This window comes from Enterococcus sp. ZQ21, assembly GCF_030053755.1.
Classification (GTDB): domain Bacteria; phylum Bacillota; class Bacilli; order Lactobacillales; family Enterococcaceae; genus Enterococcus_B; species Enterococcus_B lactis.
In genome coordinates this window covers 2,102,637-2,128,308 of sequence record NZ_CP125658.1, presented here as the reverse complement: position 1 = coordinate 2,128,308, position 25,672 = coordinate 2,102,637, and the positions used below count along the sequence as shown (strand labels likewise).

General features: G+C 39.1%; 22 protein-coding genes and 2 pseudogenes. 17 read left to right on the top strand and 7 right to left on the bottom strand.

All coding sequences use genetic code 11. From position 1 onward, the window contains the following. Positions 1-111: 111 nt before the first annotated feature. The 4 genes and pseudogenes from QK255_RS10320 (at position 112) to QK255_RS13370 (ending at position 5,682) form a co-directional block, all read left to right on the top strand. Positions 112-1,548, top strand: coding sequence for a glycoside hydrolase family 1 protein (locus QK255_RS10320; RefSeq protein ID WP_002293561.1), 1,437 nt, complete (start codon positions 112-114; stop codon positions 1,546-1,548). Positions 1,549-1,736: 188 nt separating this feature from the next. Continuing rightward, positions 1,737-4,184 (top strand): DNA translocase FtsK, encoded by a 2,448-nt coding sequence (locus tag QK255_RS10315; RefSeq protein WP_002293563.1) that lies wholly within the window; start codon positions 1,737-1,739, stop codon positions 4,182-4,184. A gap of 233 nt (positions 4,185-4,417) precedes the next feature. Further along, positions 4,418-5,485 (top strand): dual-specificity RNA methyltransferase RlmN, encoded by a 1,068-nt coding sequence (gene rlmN, locus QK255_RS10310; protein WP_002293564.1) that lies wholly within the window; start codon positions 4,418-4,420, stop codon positions 5,483-5,485. After that, positions 5,475-5,682, top strand: a pseudogene (locus QK255_RS13370) (hypothetical protein). Before rlmN ends, QK255_RS13370 begins: the two are co-directional and overlap by 11 nt. Here QK255_RS13370 and QK255_RS10305 read toward each other — a convergent pair. After that, positions 5,679-6,782 (bottom strand): iron-containing alcohol dehydrogenase family protein, encoded by a 1,104-nt coding sequence (locus QK255_RS10305; protein ID WP_002293566.1) that lies wholly within the window; start codon positions 6,780-6,782, stop codon positions 5,679-5,681. The pseudogene QK255_RS13370 and the gene QK255_RS10305 overlap by 4 nt on opposite strands. A 550-nt stretch (positions 6,783-7,332) precedes the next feature. On the opposite strand from QK255_RS10305, the gene QK255_RS10300 reads away from it, so the two are divergent. Further along, positions 7,333-7,881 carry an aminoglycoside 6'-N-acetyltransferase gene (locus QK255_RS10300; protein ID WP_002293569.1) on the top strand — a complete coding sequence of 183 codons (549 nt, stop codon included), beginning with the start codon at positions 7,333-7,335 and terminating at the stop codon, positions 7,879-7,881. 127 nt (positions 7,882-8,008) lie between these two features. On the opposite strand, the pseudogene QK255_RS13430 reads toward QK255_RS10300, so the two are convergent. Beyond that, positions 8,009-8,110: pseudogene (locus QK255_RS13430) on the bottom strand (ribonuclease P); the annotation flags it as partial. A 193-nt stretch (positions 8,111-8,303) separates the two neighbouring features. On the opposite strand from QK255_RS13430, the gene QK255_RS10295 reads away from it, so the two are divergent. Further along, positions 8,304-9,965: a peptide ABC transporter substrate-binding protein gene (locus QK255_RS10295; protein WP_002289796.1), complete on the top strand. Its 1,662-nt coding sequence runs from the start codon at positions 8,304-8,306 to the stop codon at positions 9,963-9,965. 69 nt (positions 9,966-10,034) lie between these two features. Here QK255_RS10295 and QK255_RS10290 read toward each other — a convergent pair whose 3' ends face one another. Continuing rightward, a complete protein-coding gene (locus tag QK255_RS10290; RefSeq protein WP_002293571.1) occupies positions 10,035-10,382 on the bottom strand; it encodes a DUF3899 domain-containing protein in 348 nt (115 codons plus the stop codon). 83 nt (positions 10,383-10,465) lie between these two features. Between QK255_RS10290 and opp3b the strand changes: the two genes are divergently transcribed. The 5 genes from opp3b to QK255_RS10265 are packed head-to-tail and all read left to right on the top strand — an operon-like array spanning position 10,466 to position 15,492. Further along, positions 10,466-11,407, top strand: a complete 942-nt coding sequence (gene opp3b / locus QK255_RS10285) for an oligopeptide ABC transporter permease (protein WP_002293573.1) — start codon at positions 10,466-10,468, stop codon at positions 11,405-11,407. Then, on the top strand, positions 11,408-12,451 hold the full coding sequence (locus QK255_RS10280; RefSeq protein ID WP_002293574.1) for an ABC transporter permease: 1,044 nt from the start codon (positions 11,408-11,410) through the stop codon (positions 12,449-12,451). A gap of 5 nt (positions 12,452-12,456) precedes the next feature. Further along, positions 12,457-13,527, top strand: a complete 1,071-nt coding sequence (locus QK255_RS10275) for an ABC transporter ATP-binding protein (protein ID WP_002293575.1) — start codon at positions 12,457-12,459, stop codon at positions 13,525-13,527. Next, a complete protein-coding gene (locus QK255_RS10270) occupies positions 13,517-14,470 on the top strand; it encodes an ABC transporter ATP-binding protein (protein WP_002293576.1) in 954 nt (317 codons plus the stop codon). The genes QK255_RS10275 and QK255_RS10270 overlap by 11 nt, the downstream gene beginning before the upstream one ends. Before the next feature lie 11 nt (positions 14,471-14,481). Further along, positions 14,482-15,492 carry an RNA-guided endonuclease TnpB family protein gene (locus QK255_RS10265; protein WP_002293578.1) on the top strand — a complete coding sequence of 337 codons (1,011 nt, stop codon included), beginning with the start codon at positions 14,482-14,484 and terminating at the stop codon, positions 15,490-15,492. A 282-nt stretch (positions 15,493-15,774) separates the two neighbouring features. Here QK255_RS10265 and QK255_RS10260 read toward each other — a convergent pair whose 3' ends face one another. Together QK255_RS10260 and QK255_RS10255 are read right to left on the bottom strand one after the other, a co-directional pair. Then, on the bottom strand, positions 15,775-16,596 hold the full coding sequence (locus QK255_RS10260) for an NUDIX domain-containing protein (protein WP_002293580.1): 822 nt from the start codon (positions 16,594-16,596) through the stop codon (positions 15,775-15,777). 97 nt (positions 16,597-16,693) lie between these two features. Beyond that, positions 16,694-16,972: a hypothetical protein gene (locus QK255_RS10255; protein WP_002293582.1), complete on the bottom strand. Its 279-nt coding sequence runs from the start codon at positions 16,970-16,972 to the stop codon at positions 16,694-16,696. 268 nt (positions 16,973-17,240) lie between these two features. Here QK255_RS10255 and metG point away from each other — a divergent pair, with 268 nt between their 5' ends. Further along, positions 17,241-19,250, top strand: a complete 2,010-nt coding sequence (gene metG, locus QK255_RS10250) for a methionine--tRNA ligase (RefSeq protein ID WP_002293583.1) — start codon at positions 17,241-17,243, stop codon at positions 19,248-19,250. A gap of 54 nt (positions 19,251-19,304) precedes the next feature. Here metG and QK255_RS10245 read toward each other — a convergent pair whose 3' ends face one another. Together QK255_RS10245 and QK255_RS10240 are read right to left on the bottom strand one after the other, a co-directional pair. Then, positions 19,305-19,577: a hypothetical protein gene (locus QK255_RS10245; RefSeq protein ID WP_283341542.1), complete on the bottom strand. Its 273-nt coding sequence runs from the start codon at positions 19,575-19,577 to the stop codon at positions 19,305-19,307. Positions 19,578-19,725: 148 nt separating this feature from the next. Further along, the gene (locus QK255_RS10240; protein WP_002293585.1) at positions 19,726-20,313 is read right to left on the bottom strand and encodes a hypothetical protein; all 588 of its coding nucleotides are present in this window, start codon (positions 20,311-20,313) and stop codon (positions 19,726-19,728) included. 174 nt (positions 20,314-20,487) lie between these two features. Between QK255_RS10240 and QK255_RS10235 the strand changes: the two genes are divergently transcribed. From QK255_RS10235 to QK255_RS10215, 5 genes are all read left to right on the top strand, one after another. Next, complete coding sequence (locus QK255_RS10235; protein WP_002293587.1) at positions 20,488-21,810, top strand: APC family permease; 1,323 nt, start codon at positions 20,488-20,490, stop codon at positions 21,808-21,810. A 154-nt stretch (positions 21,811-21,964) separates the two neighbouring features. Next, positions 21,965-22,741, top strand: a complete 777-nt coding sequence (locus tag QK255_RS10230) for a TatD family hydrolase (protein ID WP_002293591.1) — start codon at positions 21,965-21,967, stop codon at positions 22,739-22,741. Then, a complete protein-coding gene (gene rnmV, locus QK255_RS10225) occupies positions 22,734-23,303 on the top strand; it encodes a ribonuclease M5 (protein ID WP_002315760.1) in 570 nt (189 codons plus the stop codon). The genes QK255_RS10230 and rnmV overlap by 8 nt, the downstream gene beginning before the upstream one ends. Continuing rightward, positions 23,296-24,180 (top strand): 16S rRNA (adenine(1518)-N(6)/adenine(1519)-N(6))-dimethyltransferase RsmA, encoded by an 885-nt coding sequence (gene rsmA / locus QK255_RS10220; RefSeq protein WP_002293596.1) that lies wholly within the window; start codon positions 23,296-23,298, stop codon positions 24,178-24,180. The genes rnmV and rsmA overlap by 8 nt, the downstream gene beginning before the upstream one ends. 257 nt (positions 24,181-24,437) lie before the next feature. Then, positions 24,438-25,655 carry an IS110 family RNA-guided transposase gene (locus tag QK255_RS10215; RefSeq protein ID WP_002329089.1) on the top strand — a complete coding sequence of 406 codons (1,218 nt, stop codon included), beginning with the start codon at positions 24,438-24,440 and terminating at the stop codon, positions 25,653-25,655. Positions 25,656-25,672 lie beyond the last annotated feature (17 nt).

The following is a 25,672-nucleotide window of genomic DNA, read 5'->3' as shown; positions in this document are numbered from 1 at the left end:
TGTTCCCCTCTAATCTTAGTATGTTTTACATAATTTTATTTTGTTATGGAAGGGGTTTCGTGTTATTCTAAAAAGAGGAACGATTGAAGGTTATAGGAAAGGAAGAGATGAATGGAACACAAAGAACTTACCTCATTTCCAAAAGATTTTCTGTGGGGCTCTGCTTCTGCAGCGTATCAAGTAGAAGGAGCTTGGCAAGAAGATGGGAAAGGCGAATCAGTCTGGGATCGATTTGTTCGAATTCCAGGAAAGACATTTAAAGGAACAAACGGTGATCTGGCAGTAGACCACTATCATCGTTATAAAGAAGATATTGCTTTAATGAAAGAACAAGGTCTGAAAGCTTACCGCTTCTCTGTAGCTTGGACACGGATTTTTCCTAATGGGCGCGGAGAAGTCAATCAAGCTGGGCTCGCTTTTTATGAGAGATTGATCGACAAATTGATTGAAAACGGTATCGAACCTATGTTGACTTTGTATCATTGGGATCTTCCACAAGCGTTGCAAGATGAATATAATGGTTGGGAGTCACGTCAGATTATTGAAGATTTCACTCATTATGCAGAAACATTATTTGAGGCATTCCGCGGGAAAGTCCATTACTGGATTAGTTTGAATGAACAAAATATCTTCACTTCATTAGGCTATTTATTAGCAGCACATCCGCCAGGCGTGACGGATCCAAAACGAATGTATGAAGTCAACCATATCGCAAATCTAGCAAATGCATCTGTCATCAACAAATACCATGAGTTAGAAATGCCTGGGAAAATCGGACCAAGCTTTGCGTATACGCCAAATTATCCAATCGACAGTAATCCTGAAAATGTTCTGGCAGCCGAAAATGCAGAAGATCTAATGGCCAATTACTGGATGGATGTCTATATGTGGGGGAAATATCCTATTGCTGCTATGAGATTCTTAGAAGAAAAAGGATGGGCGCCAACGATTGAAGCGGGCGATGCAGAATTGCTAGAATCAGCCAAGCCAGATTTCCTTGGGATCAATTACTATCAAACAGCGACGAATGCATTCAATCCATTAGATGGGGTTGGAGCAGGAAAAATGAATACGACCGGGAAAAAAGGTTCATCAGAAGAAACAGGGGTTCCTGGAATGTATAAAAAAGTTGAGAATCCATTTGTCGAACGAACAAATTGGGACTGGGAAATCGACCCAGAAGGCTTAAGGATCGGATTGCGTCGTATCACGAGCCGTTACCGCATGCCGGTGCTGATCACGGAAAATGGCTTAGGAGAGTATGACAAGTTGACAGAAGACAAACAAATCCATGACGACTATCGAATCCATTATTTACAAAGCCATGTCAAAGCAATCAAAGAAGCAATTTCAGATGGAGCAGAAGTATTAGGCTATTGTACATGGTCTTATACAGATTTGCTTAGCTGGTTGAACGGTTATCAAAAACGATATGGATTTGTATATGTCGATCAAGATGAAACACAAGAAGGATCTTTGGAACGATATAAGAAAGACAGTTATTACTGGTACCAAAAACTGATCGAAGAAAATGGAGAGAACCTTTAGTTCTCATGCTTAAAACAAGAAGGTACGGCTGGATATGGCCGTGCCTTTTTTTGATAAAATCATTTATAAATTAAGAAAAACTGTAAAATAAGCTGAAAAGTAAAAGAAAGCGTCAGTTCTTTCAAACAAAACTTTAGTTCCCTTGCTTTTTTTTGTATAATGAAACTTGATGAAATGAGGGATAATAAATGGCACAAAAGAAACGGCCTACTAAGAAAAGGAAAAAGACGAAAAAAACGAAAAAGCAAAAACAGCAGCAAGAACAAATGCTGACGATTGGTGTTGGATTTGCCTTGATTCTATTTGCTGTATTCGGCTTTTTAAAATTAGGTTTTTTAGGAATATTGATTGCAAACGGCTTTCGGATCATTGCAGGAAATACTTACCAAATCCTCTGTCTTTTATTAGCCGTATTAGGATTTTGGATTGTCATTAAGAATACAGAGTTTTCAATTGGCAAAAACCGACGCTGGTTTGGCGGTATACTCTTTTATTTCGGTATCTTATTATTGCTACATGCCCATTTATTCGGCAAACTCCATACTGGGGAACCAAATATCATGGGAACGACATGGGACTTATTAGCTAGCGATATAAAACAAAGTCAAGTAGATAATAACGTTGGCGGAGGAATGATCGGAGCAATTCTTTATCATTTCACTTATTTCTTGATTGCACAGCCTGGAAGTTATTTAGCAGCTGTTTTATTACTGGCGGGTGGAGCATTCTTGTTCAGTAATTTGGAAGGCTATCAGCTGCTGAATGGTATCCAATCAATTGGAGAACGGGTACAGGAATTATTAGAAGGTGATCCTGCCAAGCAAGCTCAAAAGCAAGCGGCAAAGGAAGAAAGAATGAAACAGCGTGCAGAAGCGAAAGAAGCAAGACGCTTAGCGGCACAAGAAGCAGCAGAAAAAGAAGCTGCAGAATATGAGAAGAAAAAAGCTGTGAACCAGCAAAGGAAAAATACTCCTGATGAATGGCAGGAACCAGAAAATGCCGAACCTGAGCAGTTAAGTTTTGTTCCAATTGACAGTTTTCAAGAAAATATCCATCCTGCGAATCTAGAGAAACCAGTACCAGATACACCAAAACAGACCAATACAGCGGAAGGTTTAGCTGATGAGTTGCCAGAGGATGACGGTACTTCATTAGAATTTGAGATCGAAGCAGAACAGGAAAATCAAGATTATGAATTGCCGACAGTTGACTTACTTGATTCTATACCAACTGTGGATCAAAGTGATGAGTATAAAAAAATTGAAAAAAATATCGGTGTATTGGAACAAACTTTCCAAAGTTTCGGTGTGGATGCTAAGGTCGTCAAAGCTAGTTTAGGCCCATCCGTCACAAAATTCGAAGTCCAACCAGCTGTAGGGGTAAAAGTAAGTAAAATCGTGAACTTAACAGATGATATCGCACTTGCTTTAGCGGCGAAAGATGTTCGGATGGAAGCGCCGATCCCAGGTAAATCACTGATTGGTATTGAAGTACCAAATGGAAAGATCAGTATGGTTTCCTTTAGAGAAATCATCGAAGCTCAGCCAAACCATCCAGATAAATTACTGGAAGTACCTTTAGGACGTGATGTTTCTGGACGAGTACAAACGGCTGACCTTTCGAAAATGCCTCACTTACTTGTAGCTGGTTCGACTGGTAGTGGGAAGTCAGTAGCAATCAATGGAATCATTACAAGTATATTGATGCGTGCTAAGCCCCATGAAGTAAAACTGATGATGATCGATCCGAAAATGGTTGAATTAAATATGTACAACGGGATACCTCATCTGTTGACGCCGGTCGTGACGAACCCTAGAAAAGCGGCACAAGCCTTACAAAAAGTAGTACAAGAAATGGAAGAACGATATGAAAAATTTGCGGCAACTGGTGTAAGAAATATTTCTGGTTACAATGAATTTGTTCAGCAGAAAAACTTAGAAAACGGAACGAAACATCCAACCTTACCATTCATCGTAGTAATCGTAGATGAATTAGCTGACTTGATGATGGTAGCTAGCAACGAAGTCGAAGATGCGATTATTCGTTTAGCGCAAATGGCTCGGGCAGCGGGCATCCACATGATCCTAGCTACTCAACGTCCAAGTGTGGATGTTATCACAGGGATCATCAAAGCAAATGTACCTTCCAGAATGGCATTTGCTGTATCAAGCGGTACAGATTCTCGGACGATCATCGACTCTAATGGAGCAGAAAAGCTCTTAGGGCGAGGAGATATGCTGTTCTTGCCAATGGGTGAGAATAAACCTATCCGTGTGCAAGGAGCATTCATCTCTGACCATGAAGTGGAGCGGGTCGTTCAATTTGTTACAGATCAGCAAGAAGCTCACTATGAAGAGAAAATGATGCCGACAGATGAAGTTGAAACGGCAGGTGCCCCAGAACAGCCACAAGATGAACTGTTTGAGGAAGCAAAAGCACTTGTTGTTGAAATGCAAACAGCAAGTATCTCCCTTCTCCAAAGAAGGTTTCGAATCGGTTACAACCGAGCCGCTCGACTCGTAGATGAACTGGAAGCTCATGGAGTTGTTGGCCCATCAGAAGGAAGTAAGCCTCGTAAAGTATTCATTGAGCAAGAGGAAACATCAGAACCACTGCCGGAAGATAATGAAATGTAAAACTTGTTCGATGAACGGTTGAAAAACGAATAACTATATAAAAAAGACAAGACATGATGATACCAAGAGAAAAAATGGCTTTTTTCCCATCTTTTCTAATACGGTAGGATGTCTTGTCTTTTTTGCTTTTTATGAGATGAAAGTTCTATTCGATTTATTTGTGAAGTATTGCATTAACTAAACGAATCATGTATAGTATGTAGCGAAACTTTGAGAAAAAGAGGGAAAATACTTTGGAAAAACAATCCATCTATGGCTTGACGAATGAAGAATTAATCAATTGGTTTATAGAAAACGGTGAGAAAAAATTCCGAGCTGCCCAAGTTTGGGAATGGTTGTATCAAAAACGTGTAAGTAACTTCACAGAAATGACGAATCTGTCAAAACAATTGATAGAAAAATTATCGGCGCATTTTATCATCAATCCTCTGAAACAAATGGTCGTCCAAGAAGCTTCGGACGGTACAGTTAAATATTTGTTTGAACTTCCTGATAAAAATATGATCGAGACCGTACTAATGAGACAAGAATACGGCTTGTCCGTTTGCGTGACGACACAAGTAGGATGTAATATCGGCTGTACATTTTGTGCAAGCGGGTTGCTTAAAAAGAACCGTGATTTGACCGCTGGAGAAATTGTTGCGCAGATCATGATGGTTCAACATTATTTTGATGAGCGCAATCTTGGCGAACGTGTTTCCCATGTCGTCGTAATGGGAATCGGTGAGCCATTTGATAATTACGACAATGTAATGGACTTTTTGCATATTATTAATGATGCCAAAGGATTGGCGATTGGTGCGCGACATATTACAGTTTCTACTAGTGGCTTAGCACACAAAATCAAGGAATTCGCTAATAACGGCTTACAAGTCAATCTGGCTATTTCCTTGCACGCGCCGAATAATGAGGTGCGAACATCGATCATGCGGATCAACCGAAGTTTCCCAATTGAGAAATTGATGGAAGCTGTGGATGAGTATTTAGAGAAAACAAACCGTCGAATCACGTTTGAATATATCATGTTGAATCAAGTAAATGATAGACCAGAGCATGCGCAACAATTAGCAGATCTATTAAAAGATAAGAAAAAATTAGCATATGTCAACTTGATTCCATATAATCCAGTCAGTGAACATGATCAATATTCTCGCAGTCCAAAAGCTGATGTATTGAGATTTTATGATGTATTGAAGAAAAACGGCGTAAACTGTGTGATACGTAAAGAACATGGTACAGATATTGATGCAGCTTGCGGACAATTGCGAAGCAAGCAAATGAAAAAAACAGCTGCCAAATAATCGTAGCCTACTTCGTTTTTTCAATTACCATAAAAGGAGCAGTTTTCTTAATTAAGGAACTGTTCAACTTAAATAAGTGAAAAGATTCTATAGCGAAAGTTATAAAGCGTTTTTTGACAAGAAAAGCCCTCATTAAGCAAAGAAATGTCGTCAATTTGATGACAGCCTGCTTGATGGGGGTTTTAGCAATTATTTAACTGATTTTCTTATATCCTTGCTGGCTTTCTTGTGTAGCATGATAAGTTTCTACGTCAAGAATGGCCTGTTTAAATTTTTCTCGGGTGATTTCATAAGGCACATGTTTGATATCATTTGTGGTCATGGCTTTATCTAAGATTGCTTCTAAATCGGTCGTGACATTGAGATTCATGTCGGCTAACGATACTGGAAGTTGGTTCTTTTTCATAAACACATAGATTTTATCAAACAAATCGAACTGCTGATCCATCATCAATAAGGTCAGTACACCATAACTGACAGATGCTCCGTGAAGGTATCCCTCCATTTTTTCTAGAACAGTCGTACCGTAATAGAATGAGTGTGCCATAGCAGAATTATAGTTATTGTTAACTAAAACAGAAACCAATCCGGTAGTAACAATGATATCCGAAACGACTTGTTCAATTGCATATGAGGGACGATCGTCGGCACTATCTTTCAATGCTTGCGTACCATAAGTCAAGAGGCGATCAATGCACATTTTTCCAATTTGGATTCCTAATCTATCCGTGTAGCCTAGATCATCGCCACGAGCAGAAAAAGTAGATTCGACTTCTTTGGATAAAGCATCGCCAATACCTGCCCATAAGTATTTATCAGGTGCTTCGGCAATAATTGCTGTATCAATGAAGGTGTGTACAGGTGGTTTTGAAGGAAAGAAGAGTCCGTCCATTACGCCTTCTTCGTTATAGATGACACATACCGCCGTGACGGGCGAACAGTTCGAACCAATAGTGGGGAAGGTGAAGACTGGTTTAGCTAGTTTTTCACCAATGACTTTTACAGTATCGCAAGCACGGCCACCGCCGACTGCAAACAAGACGTCTGCTTTTTGGACACTTTCATGTTGGATCAACTGTTCAATATTTCCATAAGTTGAATTACCCCCGTACCAGAGACTGGCGATAACTTCTATTTCCTGAGTCAAAGCTGCTTTTATTTTGTTTTCTGCCTTTGAAAGTGCAGTCTTCCCTCCAATCAGCACTACTTTTTTCCCATATTCTTTGACGATTCCATTTGCTTTTTCATACGCATCTGTTCCAATGGTATAATTTGGTAAGAAAACACTTTGACTCATATTCTTTTCCTTCTTTCTTCGTTGAAACGGGTTAAAATTTTAAAGAGTGATCTTTCTGACCGCGGCTGTAGATGGAGTAGAGGCGAATCTAAGACAGGATAAGTAATGAATAAGGTGGCATGAACACCTTGAAATCATCAATAAGTATCCTAAAAATAAAATAAGTACATAAACATTGAAAACGACAATAATGAATTTTTGTTCCTCCTAGTATTTCTACGATTCCTCTTGCTTATTTAAATAATCTAAAAATTCTGAACATTTAGATTATTTTATAAAAATGTGTTTCATTTGTCAATTCATAATTGGTTTTTTTAAAGCAAAAGATAATCTATATCATGATGAACAAACAGAGTTTTTTCCTCCAATTGATGGCTTTCCTGATCTTTCCTATTTTGAATAAAGTGTTTCTGTATAATTTTTTTATTTTATAAGTAAGGTAAATAATGAAAGAATAGAGATACTGATTGGTAGCTAAAGATTTTTGAGCGAGAACATTTCGTTTTTTCAAAAGGACTGTTAGAATAAGCAAGAACAAGGGGGAAGACGTATGATAATCAGTGAATTTGACCGTAATAATCCAGTATTGAAAGATCAGCTTTCTGATTTACTGAGACTGACTTGGCCGGAAGAATATGGAGACAGCTCGGCAGAAGAAGTAGAAGAAATGATGAATCCAGAACGGATCGCGGTAGCAGCGGTTGACCAAGATGAGTTAGTAGGATTTATTGGTGCAATCCCTCAATACGGTATCACAGGTTGGGAATTGCATCCATTAGTTGTAGAAAGCTCCCGACGAAAGAACCAAATAGGTACTCGATTAGTCAATTACTTAGAAAAAGAAGTAGCTTCCAGAGGAGGAATCACGATTTATTTAGGTACGGATGATTTAGACCATGGAACAACGTTAAGTCAAACGGACCTGTATGAGCATACGTTTGATAAAGTGGCCTCCATCCAGAACCTTCGTGAACATCCCTATGAGTTCTATGAAAAATTAGGTTATAAAATCGTAGGTGTCTTACCAAATGCAAGTGGTTGGGACAAACCGGATATTTGGATGGCAAAAACGATTATTCCTCGACCAGATTCTCAATAATAAAAAGAGGTGGTGAAATCAGCGTCCTGACCTGAGTATTAGAGAAACAAACGGAAAAATAGTTCTTCATATTTTGCCGTTTGTTGAGCTAATATCGAGGGTCAGCTGATTGAACACCGTTTATTCGGATAAGGAACTGTGACAAGACTTTTGTCAGAGTTCCTTTTTGTTTATTCTTTTTTATCTTTGTATGGCAATAATAGACAATATAACAAAAATTATTTAATGGCTACTGAAAGACAATAGAAAACCTTGTACAAAGCTATTTTTTCTGAAAAATTCCTTGAAACCTCACGAAAAAATCATTATTTTATGAAAAAGACAAAAAAAAGTGTTGATTTTTTAATAATTATTCATTAAACTCTTAAACAACTTCAGAAAATATTAATTATTCTGAAAATTCCAATAAAGGGGTACGTAAAATGAAAAAGAAATTTACATTTGGGTTGGTTGCGGTATGCGGCCTTGTACTTGCTGGATGTTATGGCGGCAGTTCAGCCACAAGCAGTAGTTCAGCAAAAAGCGGTTCAGCAGATGGAGGAGGCGTATTTAACTTAGTCGTGCCTCAAGAAATGCCTACAGCTGACTTATCAGTTGCAACAGATACAATCAGTTTTACAGCATTGAATAACGTTTATGAAGGTATTTACCGTCTTGATGAAGATAGCAAACCACAGCCGGCAGGAGCTAGCGAGTTGGCAGAAGTCAGTGAAGACGGATTAACTTACAAAATCAAATTACGAGAAGACGCAAAATGGTCAAATGGTGATCCTGTTACAGCAGCGGATTACGTTTATGGCTGGCAACGAACAGTAGACCCAGCTACAGCTTCTGAATATGCTTACCTGTATGCGCCAGTTGAAAATGCAGAAGACATCACAGCTGGAAAGAAAGATAAATCAGAACTAGGGATCAAAGCAGTTGGCGACTATGAATTAGAAATCAAATTGACGAAACAAACACCATATTTCCAATACCTGCTTGCTTTCCCATCATTTTTCCCACAAAAACAATCCGTAGTGGAAGAAAATGGGGATGCCTATGCATCTGCAAGTGATAAAGCTGTTTATAATGGACCATTCACATTAGAAGATTTCGATGGACCAGGAACAGATACAGAATGGACTTATAAGAAAAATGACCATTACTGGGACAAAGACACAGTAAAACTTTCTGAAATCAAAGTCAGTGTAGTAAAAGAATCTTCTACTGCTTTGAACTTATTCAAAGATGGCCAAGCAGATGATGTGATCTTGTCTGGTGAATTAGCACAGCAAAACGCAAACGATCCAGCTTATACTTCTGTTAAAGAAGCACGAACAAGCTATATCGAATTCAACCAACGCGAAAAGAATTCACCATTCAACAATGTGAACCTAAGAAAAGCTATTTCTTATTCTATCGATCGTGAAGCTTTAGTAAAACAAGTACTAGGTGACGGATCAGTTGTCTCTACAGGATTGATCCCATCAGATATGGTAAAAAGTCCAACAACGAACGAAGACTTTGCAAAAGAAGCTGGAAAATTAGTTTCTTATGACAAAGACAAAGCAAAAGAATATTGGGAAAAAGCGAAAAAAGAATTGGGCGTTGATTCTTTAGAATTTGATTTGATGGCTTCTGATGATGATTCATCGAAAAAAGTAATCGAATATGTTCAAAACTCAATCCAAGAAAACTTGGATGGCGTAACAGTCAAACCAACACCTGTTCCATTCTCTGTACGTCTTGACCGCTCAACTTCGGGTGATTTTGACGCAGTACTAGGCGGATGGGCTGCTGACTATGCAGACCCAAGCAGCTTTACTGATTTGTTTGTCACAGGTAATTCATACAACCGTGGTCGCTGGAGCAATGCAGAATATGACGAAGCAGTTAAAGCAGCTTCATCAACAGATGCTGGCGATGAACAAGCACGTTGGGATGATTTCCAAAAAGCAATCAAGATCATCTCTGATGATATGGGTGTCGTTCCGGTGTACCAAAAAGCAGAAGGTCACCTAGTGAATGAAAAAATCAAAGGTATCGTTCACCATGCTGCAGGCGCTTCATGGGATTACAAATGGACATACGTTGAAGAATAATCGTTAATACCGTGAGCATGAGAAAAAACGAGGCTGCGGCAAATGTCGCAACCTCGTTCTCATATTTACTTATCCTAACAAAGAAAAAAGCATGAAAATAGCAGAAAGAGCAATTAGTATTCCGGCAATGATCAGCCAAAAGCTGTACATACCGTAGCTGGCAGACGAGAGCGAGGAAAATTCTGGTTTTTTCTTTCGGTTCCTTGTTCGTGCAAGATGGACTGATCGCTGAAAATGATCGAAGAAACCCGAAGAAAAGACCCATAAAAAACCGCCGATAATCAGAAACGGCAATGACCATAAGAATAGATCATTAGATAATTGAATGAGTGTAAAGGAATGGTTGATGACGTTTTTTATTAAAATAACCAGAATCAGTAGAAAAGCTACTGCGTAAGGGATAGATTTTTTTTTCATTTGATTGCTCCTTTATTTTTGGTTCATTATCTAATAATGTAGCGAAACATCTGTCAGAAGTCAAAAGCTAGGGGGAAACATTAGTGAATAGTTATATCAAATATGTATTAAAACGTGTCTTTTTCATGATCATCACGCTTTGGTTAATTGCAACAATCACCTTTTTCTTGATGCAATTGCTGCCGGGCACGCCATATACGAATCAGGAACGTTTGAGTCCTGAAACAATCGAGATGCTAAATAAACAAGTCGGTTTGGATAAACCAGTTATCGTACAATATGGGATTTATCTTTCTAATTTGCTTCAAGGCGATTTTGGAATTTCCTTCCAATTTAAAAACCAGCCAGTCGCACATTTGTTAGCTGGAAGAATCGGACCATCTTTGCAATTAGGGTTACAGGCAATTATCTTTGGAACAGTCCTAGGAACGATTTTAGGAACGATTTCTGCCATGAAGCAAAATACATGGGCAGATACATCTTCTACACTTGTAGCGATATTAGGTCGTTCCATTCCAAACTTTGTATTTGCTGTTTTACTACAATATATCTTTGCAATCAAATTACAAGTTTTACCAATCGCAAAATGGGATGGCTTTGTGTACACGATCTTGCCGACAATTGCATTGGCCATGTCGCCGCTTGCTGATTCTGCTCGATTTATCCGGACGGAAATGGTGGAAGTACTGCATAGTGATTACGTGGAATTAGCAAAAGCAAAAGGGTTGAGCCGTTGGGAAATCGCCTTTAAACATGGTCTTCGAAATAGTTTGATCCCATTGATGACTTTATTAGGACCCTTGGCTGTCGCATTGATGACCGGATCACTGGTGGTAGAAAATATCTTTGCTATTCCTGGTATCGGGGAACAATTCGTTAAGTCGATCACAACAAATGATTATCCTACGATCATGGCTGTAACGATCCTTTACTCATTTATGTTGATTTTTGTTATTTTGATCGTTGATTTGTTGTACGGTCTAGTTGATCCAAGAATTCGTGTTTCAGAAGGGAGCCGAGGATAAATGGAAATGACACCAAAGCGTTATGAAACAGTCGCAGATATTCCTGCGGATGAGTTTCTTCCATTACAAAAAAATACCGAAGAAGAACGTGAGCAGATTACTGCGCCTTCTTTGAATTTTATCCAAGATTCATGGCGCCGTTTAAAGAAAAACAAAGCTGCCGTTATTTCAATGTTTTTACTGTTGGTCATCATTTTGATCTCTGTGGTCACGATCTTTGTTTCTCCACATGATCCAACTGCCCAAAATGTGGCTTATATCAATTTGCCTCCTCGTATTCCGGGAATCAATATCGATGGATTGAATGGAAAAGCAATGGTCGGCGGTGAACTGGTGGATAAATATGCTCAAGCAAACGTTCCTTCAAATGTAAGTTTCTTTTTAGGAACAGACGGTTTGGGCCGTGATGTATTAAGCCGTTTATTTATGGGAACGAGAATCTCGTTGTTGATCGCATTTATTGCTGCATTACTAGATGTAACGATTGGTGTAGCTTACGGGTTAATATCTGGTTTGTTAGGCGGACGTGTCGATAATGCGATGCAACGTTTTTTGGAAATCTTGTCAGGAATTCCAAACCTCGTTGTCATGATCTTGATGTTGGTCGTTTTTGAACCAGGAATTTTTTCCATCGTGGCTGCTATGGCCATCACAAACTGGATACCAATGGCACGTATCGTTCGTGCACAAACAATGAAATTAAAAGATCAAGAATATGTTCTAGCTGGATTGACATTAGGTGAATCAAGAATGAAAATTGCATTCAAACATATTTTGCCGAATATCTCCAGTGTCATTATTATTCAAATGATGTTTAGCATCCCATCTGCTATTTTCTTCGAAGCCTTTTTAAGTTTTATCGGTTTAGGTCTTACGCCTCCGTCAGCTTCATTAGGAACGATGTTGAGCGAAGGGTACAAGACATTCCTGTATCTGCCTTATCTGTTATGGATTCCGGCAGTAACTTTATCGGTTATCATGATTGGCTTTAACTTACTTGCTGATGGATTGCGTGATGCCTTTGATCCTAAAATGAAAGAGTGAGGACGATGACGAAAATTTTAGAAGTGAAAGACTTAGAAATCTCTTTTGATACGTATGCTGGAAAGGTACGAGCGATTCGCGGTGTCAATTTTTATTTGAATAAAGGAGAAACATTGGCGATCGTTGGGGAATCTGGAAGCGGAAAATCAGTGACGACCAGAAGCATCATGCGCTTGCTGTCAAGCAATGCCAATATAGATGCTGGGCAAATCCTCTTTAAAGGTAAAGACATCGTTGAAAAGACAGAAAGAGAGATGCAAAAAATCCGCGGAAAAGAAATAGCAATGATTTTCCAAGATCCAATGACCTCTTTAGATCCGACGATGCCTATTGGGAAACAAGTTGCTGAGTCTCTTAGAAAGCATAATAAAGTTTCGAAAAAAGAGGGACAAAAAGCTGCATTAGAACTGCTTAAATTAGTTGGTATACCTGAAGCTGAGAAACGTATCAATAGTTATCCCCATCAGTTTTCAGGAGGTCAACGCCAACGGATCGTGATTGCGATCGCACTGGTATGTTATCCGGAAATCCTGATTGCTGATGAACCCACAACAGCACTTGATGTGACTATCCAAGCACAAATTTTGGAACTGCTGAAAGAAATTCAGACAAAAATCGATACATCAATCATTTTTATCACTCATGACCTTGGTGTAGTAGCAAACGTTGCTGACCGTGTAGCTGTTATGTATGGGGGAAGAATCGTTGAAGTTGGAACATCCGAAGAGATTTTCTACAACCCGCAACATCCCTATACTTGGGGACTGCTTGGCTCAATGCCGACATTAGACAGTGCGAACGACCGATTGTATGCCATTCCTGGTTCTCCACCGGATTTACTGAATCCACCAAAAGGAGACGCATTCTACCCAAGAAATGAATTCGCGATGAAAATCGATGCAGAACAAGAACCGCCATTTTTTGAACTATCAAAAACGCACAAGGCAGCAACTTGGCTACTTGCTCCACAAGCGCCTAAAGTGACACCGCCAGAAGAAATCCAACGTCGCTGGGCTATTTTTAAAGAGAAACAAAAACATACTTATGGTCAAGGAGGAATTGCTGATGCCAAATAAACTACTTGAAGTTAAAGGACTGAAACAGTATTTCAATGTAGGAAAAAAGAATGAAGTACATGCTGTAAATGACATCAGCTTTCACATCTATGAAGGAGAAACATTTGGTTTAGTAGGAGAATCTGGAAGCGGAAAATCCACTACTGGCCGTACGATCATTCGTTTGAATGAACCTACTGACGGTGAGATATTATTCGACGGTCAAGATGTAACGAAGATCAAAGACAAAAAAGGATTGACGAAATTCCGACATGATGTTCAGATGATCTTTCAAGATCCATACGCTTCGCTGAATCCTCGGATGAAAGTCAGAGATATCATTGCGGAAGGAATTGATGTCAATGGGTTAGCTAAGTCACCAGAGGAACGTGCCAAAAAAGTCGATGATCTATTAAGAACCGTTGGATTGAATCCGAGCCATGGCACTCGTTATCCCCATGAATTTTCAGGAGGACAACGCCAGCGTATTGGTATTGCACGAGCATTAGCAGTAAAACCGCGATTTATCATTTGCGATGAACCGATTTCTGCATTAGATGTTTCCATTCAAGCCCAAGTTGTCAATTTATTGCAAGATCTCCAACGAGAACATCAATTGACCTATCTATTTATTGCGCATGATTTATCAATGGTTAAACATATCAGCGACCGAATCGGTGTAATGCATAACGGTTTGTTATTAGAAATGGGTAAAAGTGATGAAATCTATAATCATGGTGTCCATCCTTATACAGAAAGTTTGTTATCTGCTATTCCTTTGCCAGATCCAGATCATGAGAGAAAGCGCAGAAGAATCAAATATCAACCCGAACCAGATGACGGACAAGTACGTCAGCTTCGTGAAATCGCACCAGAACATTTTGTTTATGCAACTGAGCAGGAAGTCTCATATTATGCAAAAAAATTAAAACGACAAAAGGAATCTCTTCTGGTTGCTAACTAGGAGGGACATAGATGCTAAAAGCTTTTAAATTCCGTATGTATCCGACAGAAGAACAAAAACAGCAATTGATTCGTACTTTTGGCTGTGTTCGATTTACCTATAACCATTTGCTGAAAGAACGGCAGAAAAGTTGGCAACAAACAGGAGTGGCCGATTTTTCGCTCACGCCTGCTACGTTAAAAAAAGAATACCCATTCTTAAAAGAGGTAGACAGTCTTGCTTTAGCAAATGCACAGCTTAATTTGGACCGAGCTTTTCGCAATTATTTCAAGGGACGTGCCAGCTTTCCAAAGCTTAAAACGAAAAAAAGTATGTGGCAATCTTATACGACGAATAATCAAACCCATACGGTCTATCTGAAAAACGGTCACTTAAAATTACCAAAACAAAAAGAACTGATCAAGATAAACCAGCACCGTCCAGTCGAAGGCACGATTCGTTCCGCTACGATTTCTGCTCGATATAATGAAGAGTTCTATGTCGCACTACTTTGTGATGTTTCATCAATAAAAAAAGAATCTTCAGCTAAATGGATTGGGATTGCCTATCATCCAAAAACATTGATCGAAACATCGCAGCCCATAGAAGTAACTTTGCCAAAATTTGACCAGACAGAAGAAAAACTTCAGCATGCACAGCGGAAATTAAGCGTAAAAGTCCGCTCCGCTCACCATAGAAAGACCAGGTTAGATAAGGCAAGCAATTATCAGAAACAAAAGAGAAAAGTAATGGATCTTTATCTGAAACAAAAGAACCAGCGAGAAGATTATCTTGAACAATTATCTGGGAAATTGGTCAAACAATATGACTACTTATTTGTAGAATCTTTTCCAAAAGAAGAGGCACATGCTGATTTTTCTATTCATGACTGGCATAAATTAATAACAAAATTGCGTTATAAGTCCCAATGGTATAATAAAAAATTTCTTTTGATCAATACCGACGGAGCAGAAGAAAGCAATTCTGTAAGAAAGAGCCAAGTGTTAGAACAACTAGGTAGGCATTCGGTCATCAAGGAATAAAAAATGAATGAAACTGACAGGAGCGTTAGGGTTCGCCTTGTTAATAAAAAGTCTGATTGACTTTTGTTTCTAGGAATTTTCTTTTGAAGAAAAGCTCACTAATTATGACAAACCAATAAAACAATAGCAGAAAAAACTCGTACGAATTTTTTCTGCTATTGTTATTTTTTTATTCGAAGAATTTTACTGACACGCCAAAGTATAGAGCAAAAAACGCAAAACACAAAGAGCGGCTTTCCATTTTTCTTGAGTGTTCAGAACGGAGCCCTTTCTTCACAATCCTTACTCATGATGCCCCGGCTTGAGCTGATAGATTTTTGAAGGGCGACCGATTCCTACAGGACGTTCGCCAATCTCGTCGAAATATTGGAGCATAGCTTTCTTAAAATTGGAATGATCGATCGTTTTATAATCGATTCCTAAGAACTTTGCAAATACTTTTCGAGCTTCTGTAATCGTGAAATCTTTACCTAAAACTTGCAAAACTTGCGGTTCGTGTTCCATTTTATTGACTACACGGTTGAATGCTTTCAAAATGATTTGACTATGGTCAAAAGCTAAAGTATCTTTGCCAGAAGACTCTCCAGTGACTAAGTCAAGTGAGATAGCCACTTCTCCGCTCGATAAATTGATTTTGTTGCCGTGACGTTCCAATGTGAACCAGCGTACTTCTTTAGCATCATCTCCGGCGATCAGCGGTTCTTCTCCAATAAAAGCTAAGTAGCTGACTGTGACGACCCAACCTCGCGGATCTCGATTAGGCGTACTGAATGTATGCAGTTGTTCAATGTTTTCTTTAGAGATAACTACACCAGTTTCTTCTTTTGTTTCTCTTAAGACACTTTCTCCAGTTGACTCATCCTTTTGGACAAAACCACCAGGTAATGCCCATGAATTTCGATAAGGATGCCCTTTTCGTTGGATCAGCAATACTTTCAGCTGATCTTCTTCTTTGTTATAGCACATCAGTACGATATCGACAGTCAAAGAGGGCTTGTCATATTCTGGACGTTCCTGTTTTTGATACCAGTTAAGAAAATCTTCTTCACTTGCTTCATGTTCATAATATAATTTTTCTTCTTCTTTAGAAGCAAATCGGTTCATCAGACCACCTCCGTTGACATTAAAAGTACTTTTTACCTTATTGTAGCAGACTCTGAAAAAAAACCAAGGATTTACTTGAAAAATCCTTGGTTCTCCCTTAAATATGAAAAATAAATGGAAGTACTAGATTGAATAAAAAGAAAAGCAGATAAAACGGTAATACTTTATACCGCTCTTCACGAACGGCAAAGAAGCCGCAAATAACGATATATGCGTCAATGACAAAACGTAAAAGCCATGCGACTGTCATGAAACTGTTCAAATGCCCATGAAGGTTAAAATAACCATACATACGAATATAAAAATAGCTGAATATCAAATGTGCTAATGAAAGAAAAGCAATACTAAGTGTAAAAAAAAGATGTTTCTTCTGCATGATCGTTCCAGTCCCTTACTAAAATAGATAGTCTTTATTATACCACGAGTCAGAAGAGAAATAAAAAGCCGTCTCCAACTAAACATGAAACAAGATGAAAAATAGCATTTATTCCCTCTGTCCTTCCTTTTGAAGGAGGGATTCATCATAGAGAAGAAGTCATTTATCCAGACTTTTTCATTTTGAAAAAAAGCTAACAGCTTGCTTTTTTTATGGTATACTAGCAAGGAAACGAATTCGCATCATGCGATAAAGGAGGAAGAGCCCCGTGGCAGAAAAGGAAACTTTTTATATCACTACGCCAATCTATTATCCAAGCGGCAAACTTCATATCGGCAACTCATATACTACGATTGCATGTGACGCAATTGCTCGTTATAAACGGTTGATGGGCTTTGATGTGTTTTATCTCACTGGAGTGGATGAACATGGTCAAAAAATCGAAACAAAAGCAGAAGAATTAGGTGTAAAACCGCAAGAATACGTAGATAAAATGGCGGCTGATGTCAAAAAATTATGGAAAACGCTTGATATCAGTTATGACAAATTCATTCGTACGACAGATGATTACCATAAAGCAGCTGTTCAAAAAATATTTGATCGTTTATTAGAACAGGGAGACATTTACTTAGGTGAATATGAAGGCTGGTACTCTGTTTCTGACGAAGAATTCTTTACGGAAACACAACTTGCAGAAGTGTACAAAGATGATGAAGGCAATGTGATCGGCGGTAAAGCGCCAAGCGGACACGAAGTAGAATTGGTAAAAGAAGAATCTTACTTCTTCCGCATGAGCAAATACGCAGATCGTCTGTTGGAATACTATGAAGAACATCCTGAATTCATCCAACCAGAATCTCGTAAAAATGAAATGATCAACAACTTTATCAAACCAGGATTAGAAGATCTTGCAGTTTCAAGAACAACCTTTACTTGGGGGGTACCAGTCAAGAGTGATCCGAAACATGTGGTGTATGTATGGATCGATGCATTGTCCAATTACATCACTGCACTAGGCTACGGGTCCGAGGATGAAAGTCTATTCGAAAAATACTGGCCTGCAGATGTTCAGATGGTCGGTAAAGAAATCGTTCGCTTCCATACGATCTATTGGCCAATCATGCTGATGGCTCTTGATTTGCCTCTACCTAAAAAAGTATTTGGTCATGGCTGGTTATTGATGAAAGATGGAAAAATGTCTAAATCAAAAGGAAATGTCGTTTATCCTGAAATGCTTGTGGAACGTTATGGTTTAGATGCACTCCGTTATTATTTGCTTCGTGCTGTGCCATTTGGGTCAGATGGCGTCTTTACGCCAGAAGATTTTGTTTCTCGTGTCAATTATGATCTGGCAAATGATCTAGGGAACTTATTGAATCGTACGATCGCTATGATCAATAAATATTGTGATGGACTCGTTCCTGATTATGCCTCACTTGTCACTCCATTTGACAGTGAACTGTCTACGACGGCTGCTAACGTTGTCGGACGTTACCATGATGCAATGGAAAAAATGGAATTCAATACAGCGTTAGCTGAAATCTGGGTGCTGATTTCTCGTGCAAACAAATACATTGACGAAACAGAACCATGGGTATTAGCAAAAGACGAAGAAAAGAAAGCTGAATTGAATAGTGTCATGATCCATTTAGCTGAATCCTTGCGTATCGCCGCAATTTTACTTCAACCGATCATGACAGAAACGCCAGAGAAGATCTTCAATCAACTAGGGTTGGACCCTGAAACGATGAATCTTGAAGGATTGCACTTTGGCGAATTCCCTTCAGGAACAAAAGTAGTTGCAAAAGGTACACCAATCTTCCCACGTTTGGATATGGAAGAAGAAGTTGCTTTTATCCAAGAAAAAATGTCTGAAGGTACTCAAACAAACGAAGATACAGTCAAATGGGATCCAGAAGAAACAGAACTTGTTTCAACGAAAGAAAAACAAATCAAATTTGATGTATTTGAAAAAGTTGAACTAAAAGTAGCAGAAGTCATCAACTGCCAAAAAGTAGAAGGGGCAGATAAGTTGTTGCAATTCCGACTAGATGCTGGAGACAGCCAAGATCGTCAAATTTTGTCAGGAATCGCTGAATTCTATCCTGATCCAAGCGAACTGATTGGGAAAAAAGTAGTGATCGTCGCAAATCTGAAACCACGAAAGATGCGTGGACAAATCAGTCAAGGAATGATCCTTTCCGCAGAAGCACCAGATGGCTCTTTACAAGTGATTGAAGCACCAAAATCCATGCCGAATGGCTCAGAGATCGCATAAAATCATAAGAAAAACTCGCAAGACAATGTTGCTTGCGAGTTTTTTTAATTCCTGTCAATTGCCCCAATGGTGATTATGGAAGCCAATCATATAATAAAGACACATATAACCATATAAATTGTATCCTAGAAAAAGAAGGACGAGCTTTACCCACCGATGGAATCTGCAGCTTCCTAAAAACAAAAGAAAAAGTGGCTGCGAATAGTTGAATAAAATATTTGTGCTCCTTTCCTCTGTCTGCCAATTAAGAAAAAGGCTGATAGGAATCGTAAAGACAGAAAGAAGCAACATAATGATAAGTGGACGGGCGATTTTTAATTGGTTCATCTGGCGCTCCTTTTTATTTTATTGTCTCTTACATCCAAGGATTTTGAAAGCAATAATTTGTTGACATCTACTAATAGTATTTAAAATAAAGAAAACAATCATCGATTTTGACCTCGATGATTGTTTTCTTTATTTTGTAAAAATCCGATTATTTGATTTTATGGTAACCTTTTATTTTTGTCTTCAAACGGCTTGGTAAGAGCGCAGTAAGCAGTACAAATGGAATCGAAAAGACATACCAGAAAATCGTTCTTCCAATACCATAACGCTGATACAGTTTCGTCAACATCACATGAAGCAAGATCAATCCTAAAAGCAAGGCACCAGCTGAAAACCAATGATTATTCCAATGCATGACTTCACGAAGTGCCATCACTCCGAAGGGATAAAAATAAAAATAGATCCCTACTAAGGTCATCCGCCAGTTCTTTGTAAATGTTCCGATGTTCAATAAAAAGAAAATCGCTGAAAGCAAAATACCGATAGGTGGGAATAGCCCCACTAGAAAGGAATACAACATCCCCCACAAAATCATCACGGGGCCTTTGATCAATGCAACGATTGCGATGAACACCGTCAGCAATATCAATTTTTGTGATAACGTCGCAATGGTCAATAATCCAAATAAAATCAACGTGAACCAATGCCAACGGGACTGCTGCTGTTCTTTACGAGAAAAATCGATTCGGTTGGATAAATAATCTGCTAATTTCGGATAAGAACGCTTAAAATCCATAAACTGTTCCTCCTTCGTGGAAAAGGTAGGTTTAGTATACGCAAAATAAAGAGGAAATACATCCGTCTTAAGAGGGAGTTTTTCATTGAAAGTGGAGAAAAAAGAATGGTAAATTAAAATATTCTCAGTTATACTGAAAATTATACCAAATTTCAAAGAAGAAAGAGGATGGGAATGAAAGGCAAACTAAAACGAGAAATCAATCTGTTTGGCGCATTAGCTACCGTTATGGGAACCGTGATCGGCGCAGGGGTCTTCTTTAAAACCGCTGCTGTTACTGCAAGCACGCAGTCTACAAGTTTGACATTACTAGCTTGGCTTTTGGGTGGTTTCTTAACGATCTGTGCTGGATTGACAGTGGCTGAATTAGCTACAGCGATCCCAGAAACTGGTGGAGCTGTCAAATATATTGAAGCAGCTTATGGAAAGCTGCCCAGCTTTTTATTAGGATGGGCGCAAAGCTTGATTTATTTCCCCGCTAATATTGCTGCATTATCGATTATCTTTGCGACACAATTGACGAACTTATTACAATTATCTACCGACTACCTTTTGTTGATTGCAGTGATTACCGCTGTTTCTGTGACAGGATTGAATTTATTAGGAACAAAAGTCGGTGCGTCTGTACAATCAGTGACGCTGATTGTTAAATTGATACCAATTGCCGTGATTGTCGTATGGGGATTATTGACACCAGGACAAGGAACTGTCCAGCTATTTCCAATCGAAGCTGGAAAAGAGGTTACTTTTGTCGAAGGCTTGAGCAGTGCGTTGCTAGCAACATTGTTTGCTTATGACGGCTGGTTAGGCGTCGGCGCAATGGCTGGTGAAATGAAACGGCCGGAAAAAGATTTGCCTAAAGCGATTATACTTGGGCTGAGTTTTGTCACTGTCGTTTATTTATTGATCAATTTTGTTTTCTTGAAAACTCTGCCGATTGATCATCTTGCCGGTAATTTGAACGCAGCTTCTGAAGCATCAGACGTCATTTTTGGAGAAATCGGCGGAAAACTGGTCACTATTGGGATTTTGATTTCGGTATACGGGGCATTGAATGGGTATACCTTAACTGGGATTCGTGTGCCTTATGCGATGGCTTTGGAAGACGAGCTACCTTTCAGCAAACAGCTGACAAAGCTTTCAAAGAAATTTACGGTACCTTATGTTCCTGCGATTTTCCAGTTAGCAGTAGCTTGTATTATGATGAGCCTTGGTTCTTTCGACTTTTTAACCGACATGTTGATTTTTGTGATGTGGCTATTCAGTTTACTGATTTTTATCGGTGTCTTTATTTTAAGAAAAAAAGCGCCGGAATTGCCACGCCCATATAAAGTACCACTTTATCCAATCGTTCCGATTATTGCGATTCTCGGTGCTATTTTCATTTTAGGTATGACGATGATGACGCAAACGAAATTAGCATTGATCGGTATAGGTGTTACCTTGATTGGTATCCCAGTCTATTATCAAAAAAAGAAAAAACGCTCAGAAGAGTAAAATATTTCAACAACAGATAGAAAAAGTACGAACTAAGTCCTCTGGATCTTCGTGCTTTTTCTGTTTCAACAAAACAAGTTCTTCTATTTTGATTTTTGCTACTTCTGCAAGCAGTGCTAATGTGCTAAAGTAAGAATGAAAAGGAGCGATAAACATGATATTTGATTCTCATACCCATTTAAATGCGGAACAGTTCAATGAAGATATTCCAGAAACGATTCAGCGAGCACAAGAAATGGGGGTAACGAAAATGGCGGTCGTGGGCTTCGATACGCCAACGATTGAAAAGTCTTTGCAATTAAGCCATGACTATCCAAATATATACAGTATTATCGGCTGGCATCCGACAGAGGCTGGCAGTTATACGAAAGAAATCGAAAATAAATTACAAGAACAATTGACTTTGCCAAAGGTTGTAGCATTAGGGGAAATTGGCTTGGATTATCATTGGATGGAAGACCCGAAAGAAGTCCAAGATAAAGTATTTCGCAGACAGATTGCTATCGCAAAAGAAATGAACCTTCCAATCAGTATCCATACTAGAGAAGCACTTGAAGACACGTATCAAATCCTAAAAGAAGAAGATGTTCGAGATATCGGTGGAATCATGCATAGTTTCAGCGGTGATTATGAATGGGCAAAACGATTTCTTGATTTAGGAATGCATATTTCATTTAGCGGTGTCGTCACTTTCAAAAAAGCATTAGATGTCCAAGAGGCTGCAGCAAATGTACCAATCGAACGATTACTAGTGGAAACAGATGCCCCTTATCTGGCACCAGTTCCTTTTAGAGGAAAGCGAAATGAACCAGGCTATACTCGTTATACAGTAGAAAAGATTGCTGAACTTCGGAATCTGCCAATAGAAGAAGTGGCTGCCCAAACATGGACAAATGCGCACCGATTATTTGGTCTAAGCGAACATGGATAAGATGAGGATCCAAGAGATTATAGTCGTTGAAGGAAAAGACGATACAAGAAGGCTGCGGGAAGTAGTTGATGCAGATACGATAGAAACGATCGGTTCTGCTATCAATGAAGATATCCTGATGCAAATTGAACATGCCCAAGAGACTCGAGGGGTGATCGTTTTTACCGACCCTGATTTTTCAGGAGAAAAAATAAGAAAAATCATTATGGAAGCTGTTCCTCAGGCAAAACATGCTTTTTTGCCGCGTACACAAGCTAAACCAAAGAAAAAGGGAAGTCTTGGTGTTGAACATGCAAGTGATGCTGCTATTTTAGAAGCATTGAAAAAAGTTGTGACGCCAGACATTTCCCAAACGGCTGTTTCTGAAATCACTAGACAAGACCTTTTAGACTATGGTTTAATAGCTGGAGCACAAGCAAAAGAAAAACGAGAAAAACTAGGTGATGAGTTGCGTATCGGTTATACGAACGGCAAACAATTGGAAAAACGTTTGAAGATGTTTCGTATCACGCCGAAAGAGCTCGCACAAGCAATGAAAATAGTGGAGGAACAACATGAGTGAATATCGTGAAATCGCGACACCCTCTAGAACAAAAGAGATTTTATTGAAACATGGTTTTTCATTTAAAAAAAGTTTAGGACAAAATTTTCTCACTGAACCAAATATTTTAAGAAAAATCGTAGAAACTGCGCAAATAGATGAACGAACGAACGTGATCGAAGTTGGGCCAGGAATCGGCGCATTGACAGAACAATTAGCGATGCATGCAAAGCAAGTCGTAGCATTTGAGATTGATGATCGTTTGATCCCTGTATTGGCTGATACGATGCAACCCTATGACAATGTGACCATCATACATCAAGATATTCTGAAGACGGATTTATCAACAGCCGTAAGAGAAACATTTCATGAAGAGCTTCCGTTAAAAGTCGTGGCGAATTTACCTTATTATATTACGACGCCCATCATGATGCATTTTCTTGAATCGGATTTGGTCGTGGATGAATTAGTCGTCATGATGCAAAAAGAAGTAGCTGATCGAATCTCTGCTGAACCAGGAACGAAAGCATACGGTTCATTATCGATTGCTGTTCAATATTATATGGAAGCCAGTTTAGCCTTCATCGTACCAAAAACAGTATTTGTCCCTCAGCCAAATGTAGATTCAGCGATTTTGAAACTGACAAGAAGAGATACACCGGCAGTAGAAGTGACGGACGAAAAAGCATTTTTCCGATTGACAAAAGCTGCATTTCAGCAAAGAAGAAAAACGCTTTGGAATAATTTGCAGCATTCGTATGGCAAAGATGATCAGACAAAAGCATGGTTAGCAAAAAGCTTGGAAACGGCTGGAATCGATCCAAAACGTCGTGGAGAGACGTTGTCATTACAAGAATTTGCCGCATTAAGCAATGCGATGTCAGAAAATAAGCAGTAAAAAACATACTAAGATTAGAGGGGAACATCATTGACGAATGATGTTCTCCTCTATTTTCTATTTTTAGATTATAGTGAAGAGTGAAAGAAAGTTCGAACAAAGCCTTGAGGACTACGAGTCCCTATCAAAAACCGAACTTCTTTACTGTCATTTTAGAATCAGGTTTACGTATGTTGGGGCCATGAGCCCGTGTATAGGAAATTGGAATCGAAATGAAGCAGTAAAGTTCTTTCAAAACTTAAAAAGGAGGAATACAAATGCCTTACATTCTTGCATTAGATGTTTCAATGGGACACAGCTACAGTGTCCTATACAAAGACGACACCTGCTTATTTGAAGACGAGATCGAACACACTCAAAGAGGATTTCATGCATTACTCGAAGAGATCCAGCACTTGCCTGAACGTCCATTGATTGTTTTTGAAGCAACGGGGATTTATTCCAGACCAGTCGAAAAGTTCTTTCAAGATCATCACTTTTCTTACTGTTTGTTAAACCCGTTAGAAGCGAAAAAACAGATGGAAGAAAGCACCTTACGCAGTTGGAAAACAGATAAATCGGATGCCCACCGGCTCGCACAGACTCATCTTAAAAATCAACGTCAGCCAAAAGAAGTACAAAGCAATTTTTACTTAGAGATGCGCGATTTAGCCCGTTTTTATCAAGAGATTGAGAAGAAAATCACTCGTCTGCGCATGGATTTACACAACTGCCTTCAGTTGACTTTTCCAGAGCTTGAACAGTTCTTTTCAAACAGGCTGACCCCTTACGCATTGACATTGATCCGTCTTTTTCCCCATCCAGATTTTGTATTGGCATCTACTCGGACAAAAATAAAAAATAAACTAATCAACGAAACACGGAAAAAAATCTCCGCGAATCGTGCCGAGCAAAAGGCAGATCAAATCATCCACTATGCACAGTGTGCCTACCCAGCTGTTGAAAAAGACAGTATCCACTGTCAAAAAACGATTTATTACGCCGAACTTCTCCAAGATTTACTCGAACAAAAAGAAGCACTGGCGACACAAATGATCAAAAAAGCCGAAGGCTCTCCTTGCTTTTTGTTGTACCAAACGTTCCCTGGGATCGGCGCACTCACAGCCGCTTTATTGCTCGGTGAATTAGGAGATATCACACGATTTAAAACCCATAAACAATTGAATGCCTTTGTCGGAATTGACATCCGACGGTATCAATCAGGTAAGTATACTGGCCAAGACCGCATCAATAAGCGTGGTAATCCCAAAGCACGGAAAATTATTTTCTTCACCATTCGAAATATGATTCGCCAGCAACGCGCAGCTCCTAATCATATTGTCGATTATTACTACAAATTAAAAAAGCAACCTATCCCTAAGAAAGATAAGGTTGCCACAGTTGCTTGTATGAACAAGCTTCTGAAATGTATGCACGCTATGGTCAGGGCACATACAGAGTACGACTATGCGTACGCGGTCTCAGTGGACCATTAACTAAACCACTTACAGTA

What these genes read in the sequence shown, in the direction of transcription:
- QK255_RS10320 (WP_002293561.1), top strand. Translation starts at nt 112, where the DNA reads ATGGAACACAAAGAACTTACCTCATTTCCAAAAGATTTTCTGTGGGGC.
- QK255_RS10315 (WP_002293563.1), top strand. Translation starts at nt 1,737, where the DNA reads ATGGCACAAAAGAAACGGCCTACTAAGAAAAGGAAAAAGACGAAAAAA.
- QK255_RS10305 (WP_002293566.1), bottom strand. Translation starts at nt 6,782, where the DNA reads ATGAGTCAAAGTGTTTTCTTACCAAATTATACCATTGGAACAGATGCG.
- QK255_RS10300 (WP_002293569.1), top strand. Translation starts at nt 7,333, where the DNA reads ATGATAATCAGTGAATTTGACCGTAATAATCCAGTATTGAAAGATCAG.
- QK255_RS10295 (WP_002289796.1), top strand. Translation starts at nt 8,304, where the DNA reads ATGAAAAAGAAATTTACATTTGGGTTGGTTGCGGTATGCGGCCTTGTA.
- QK255_RS10290 (WP_002293571.1), bottom strand. Translation starts at nt 10,382, where the DNA reads ATGAAAAAAAAATCTATCCCTTACGCAGTAGCTTTTCTACTGATTCTG.
- QK255_RS10280 (WP_002293574.1), top strand. Translation starts at nt 11,408, where the DNA reads ATGGAAATGACACCAAAGCGTTATGAAACAGTCGCAGATATTCCTGCG.
- QK255_RS10275 (WP_002293575.1), top strand. Translation starts at nt 12,457, where the DNA reads ATGACGAAAATTTTAGAAGTGAAAGACTTAGAAATCTCTTTTGATACG.
- QK255_RS10270 (WP_002293576.1), top strand. Translation starts at nt 13,517, where the DNA reads ATGCCAAATAAACTACTTGAAGTTAAAGGACTGAAACAGTATTTCAAT.
- QK255_RS10265 (WP_002293578.1), top strand. Translation starts at nt 14,482, where the DNA reads ATGCTAAAAGCTTTTAAATTCCGTATGTATCCGACAGAAGAACAAAAA.
- QK255_RS10260 (WP_002293580.1), bottom strand. Translation starts at nt 16,596, where the DNA reads ATGAACCGATTTGCTTCTAAAGAAGAAGAAAAATTATATTATGAACAT.
- QK255_RS10255 (WP_002293582.1), bottom strand. Translation starts at nt 16,972, where the DNA reads ATGCAGAAGAAACATCTTTTTTTTACACTTAGTATTGCTTTTCTTTCA.
- QK255_RS10245 (WP_283341542.1), bottom strand. Translation starts at nt 19,577, where the DNA reads ATGAACCAATTAAAAATCGCCCGTCCACTTATCATTATGTTGCTTCTT.
- QK255_RS10240 (WP_002293585.1), bottom strand. Translation starts at nt 20,313, where the DNA reads ATGGATTTTAAGCGTTCTTATCCGAAATTAGCAGATTATTTATCCAAC.
- QK255_RS10235 (WP_002293587.1), top strand. Translation starts at nt 20,488, where the DNA reads ATGAAAGGCAAACTAAAACGAGAAATCAATCTGTTTGGCGCATTAGCT.
- QK255_RS10230 (WP_002293591.1), top strand. Translation starts at nt 21,965, where the DNA reads ATGATATTTGATTCTCATACCCATTTAAATGCGGAACAGTTCAATGAA.
- rnmV (WP_002315760.1), top strand. Translation starts at nt 22,734, where the DNA reads ATGGATAAGATGAGGATCCAAGAGATTATAGTCGTTGAAGGAAAAGAC.
- rsmA (WP_002293596.1), top strand. Translation starts at nt 23,296, where the DNA reads ATGAGTGAATATCGTGAAATCGCGACACCCTCTAGAACAAAAGAGATT.
- QK255_RS10215 (WP_002329089.1), top strand. Translation starts at nt 24,438, where the DNA reads ATGCCTTACATTCTTGCATTAGATGTTTCAATGGGACACAGCTACAGT.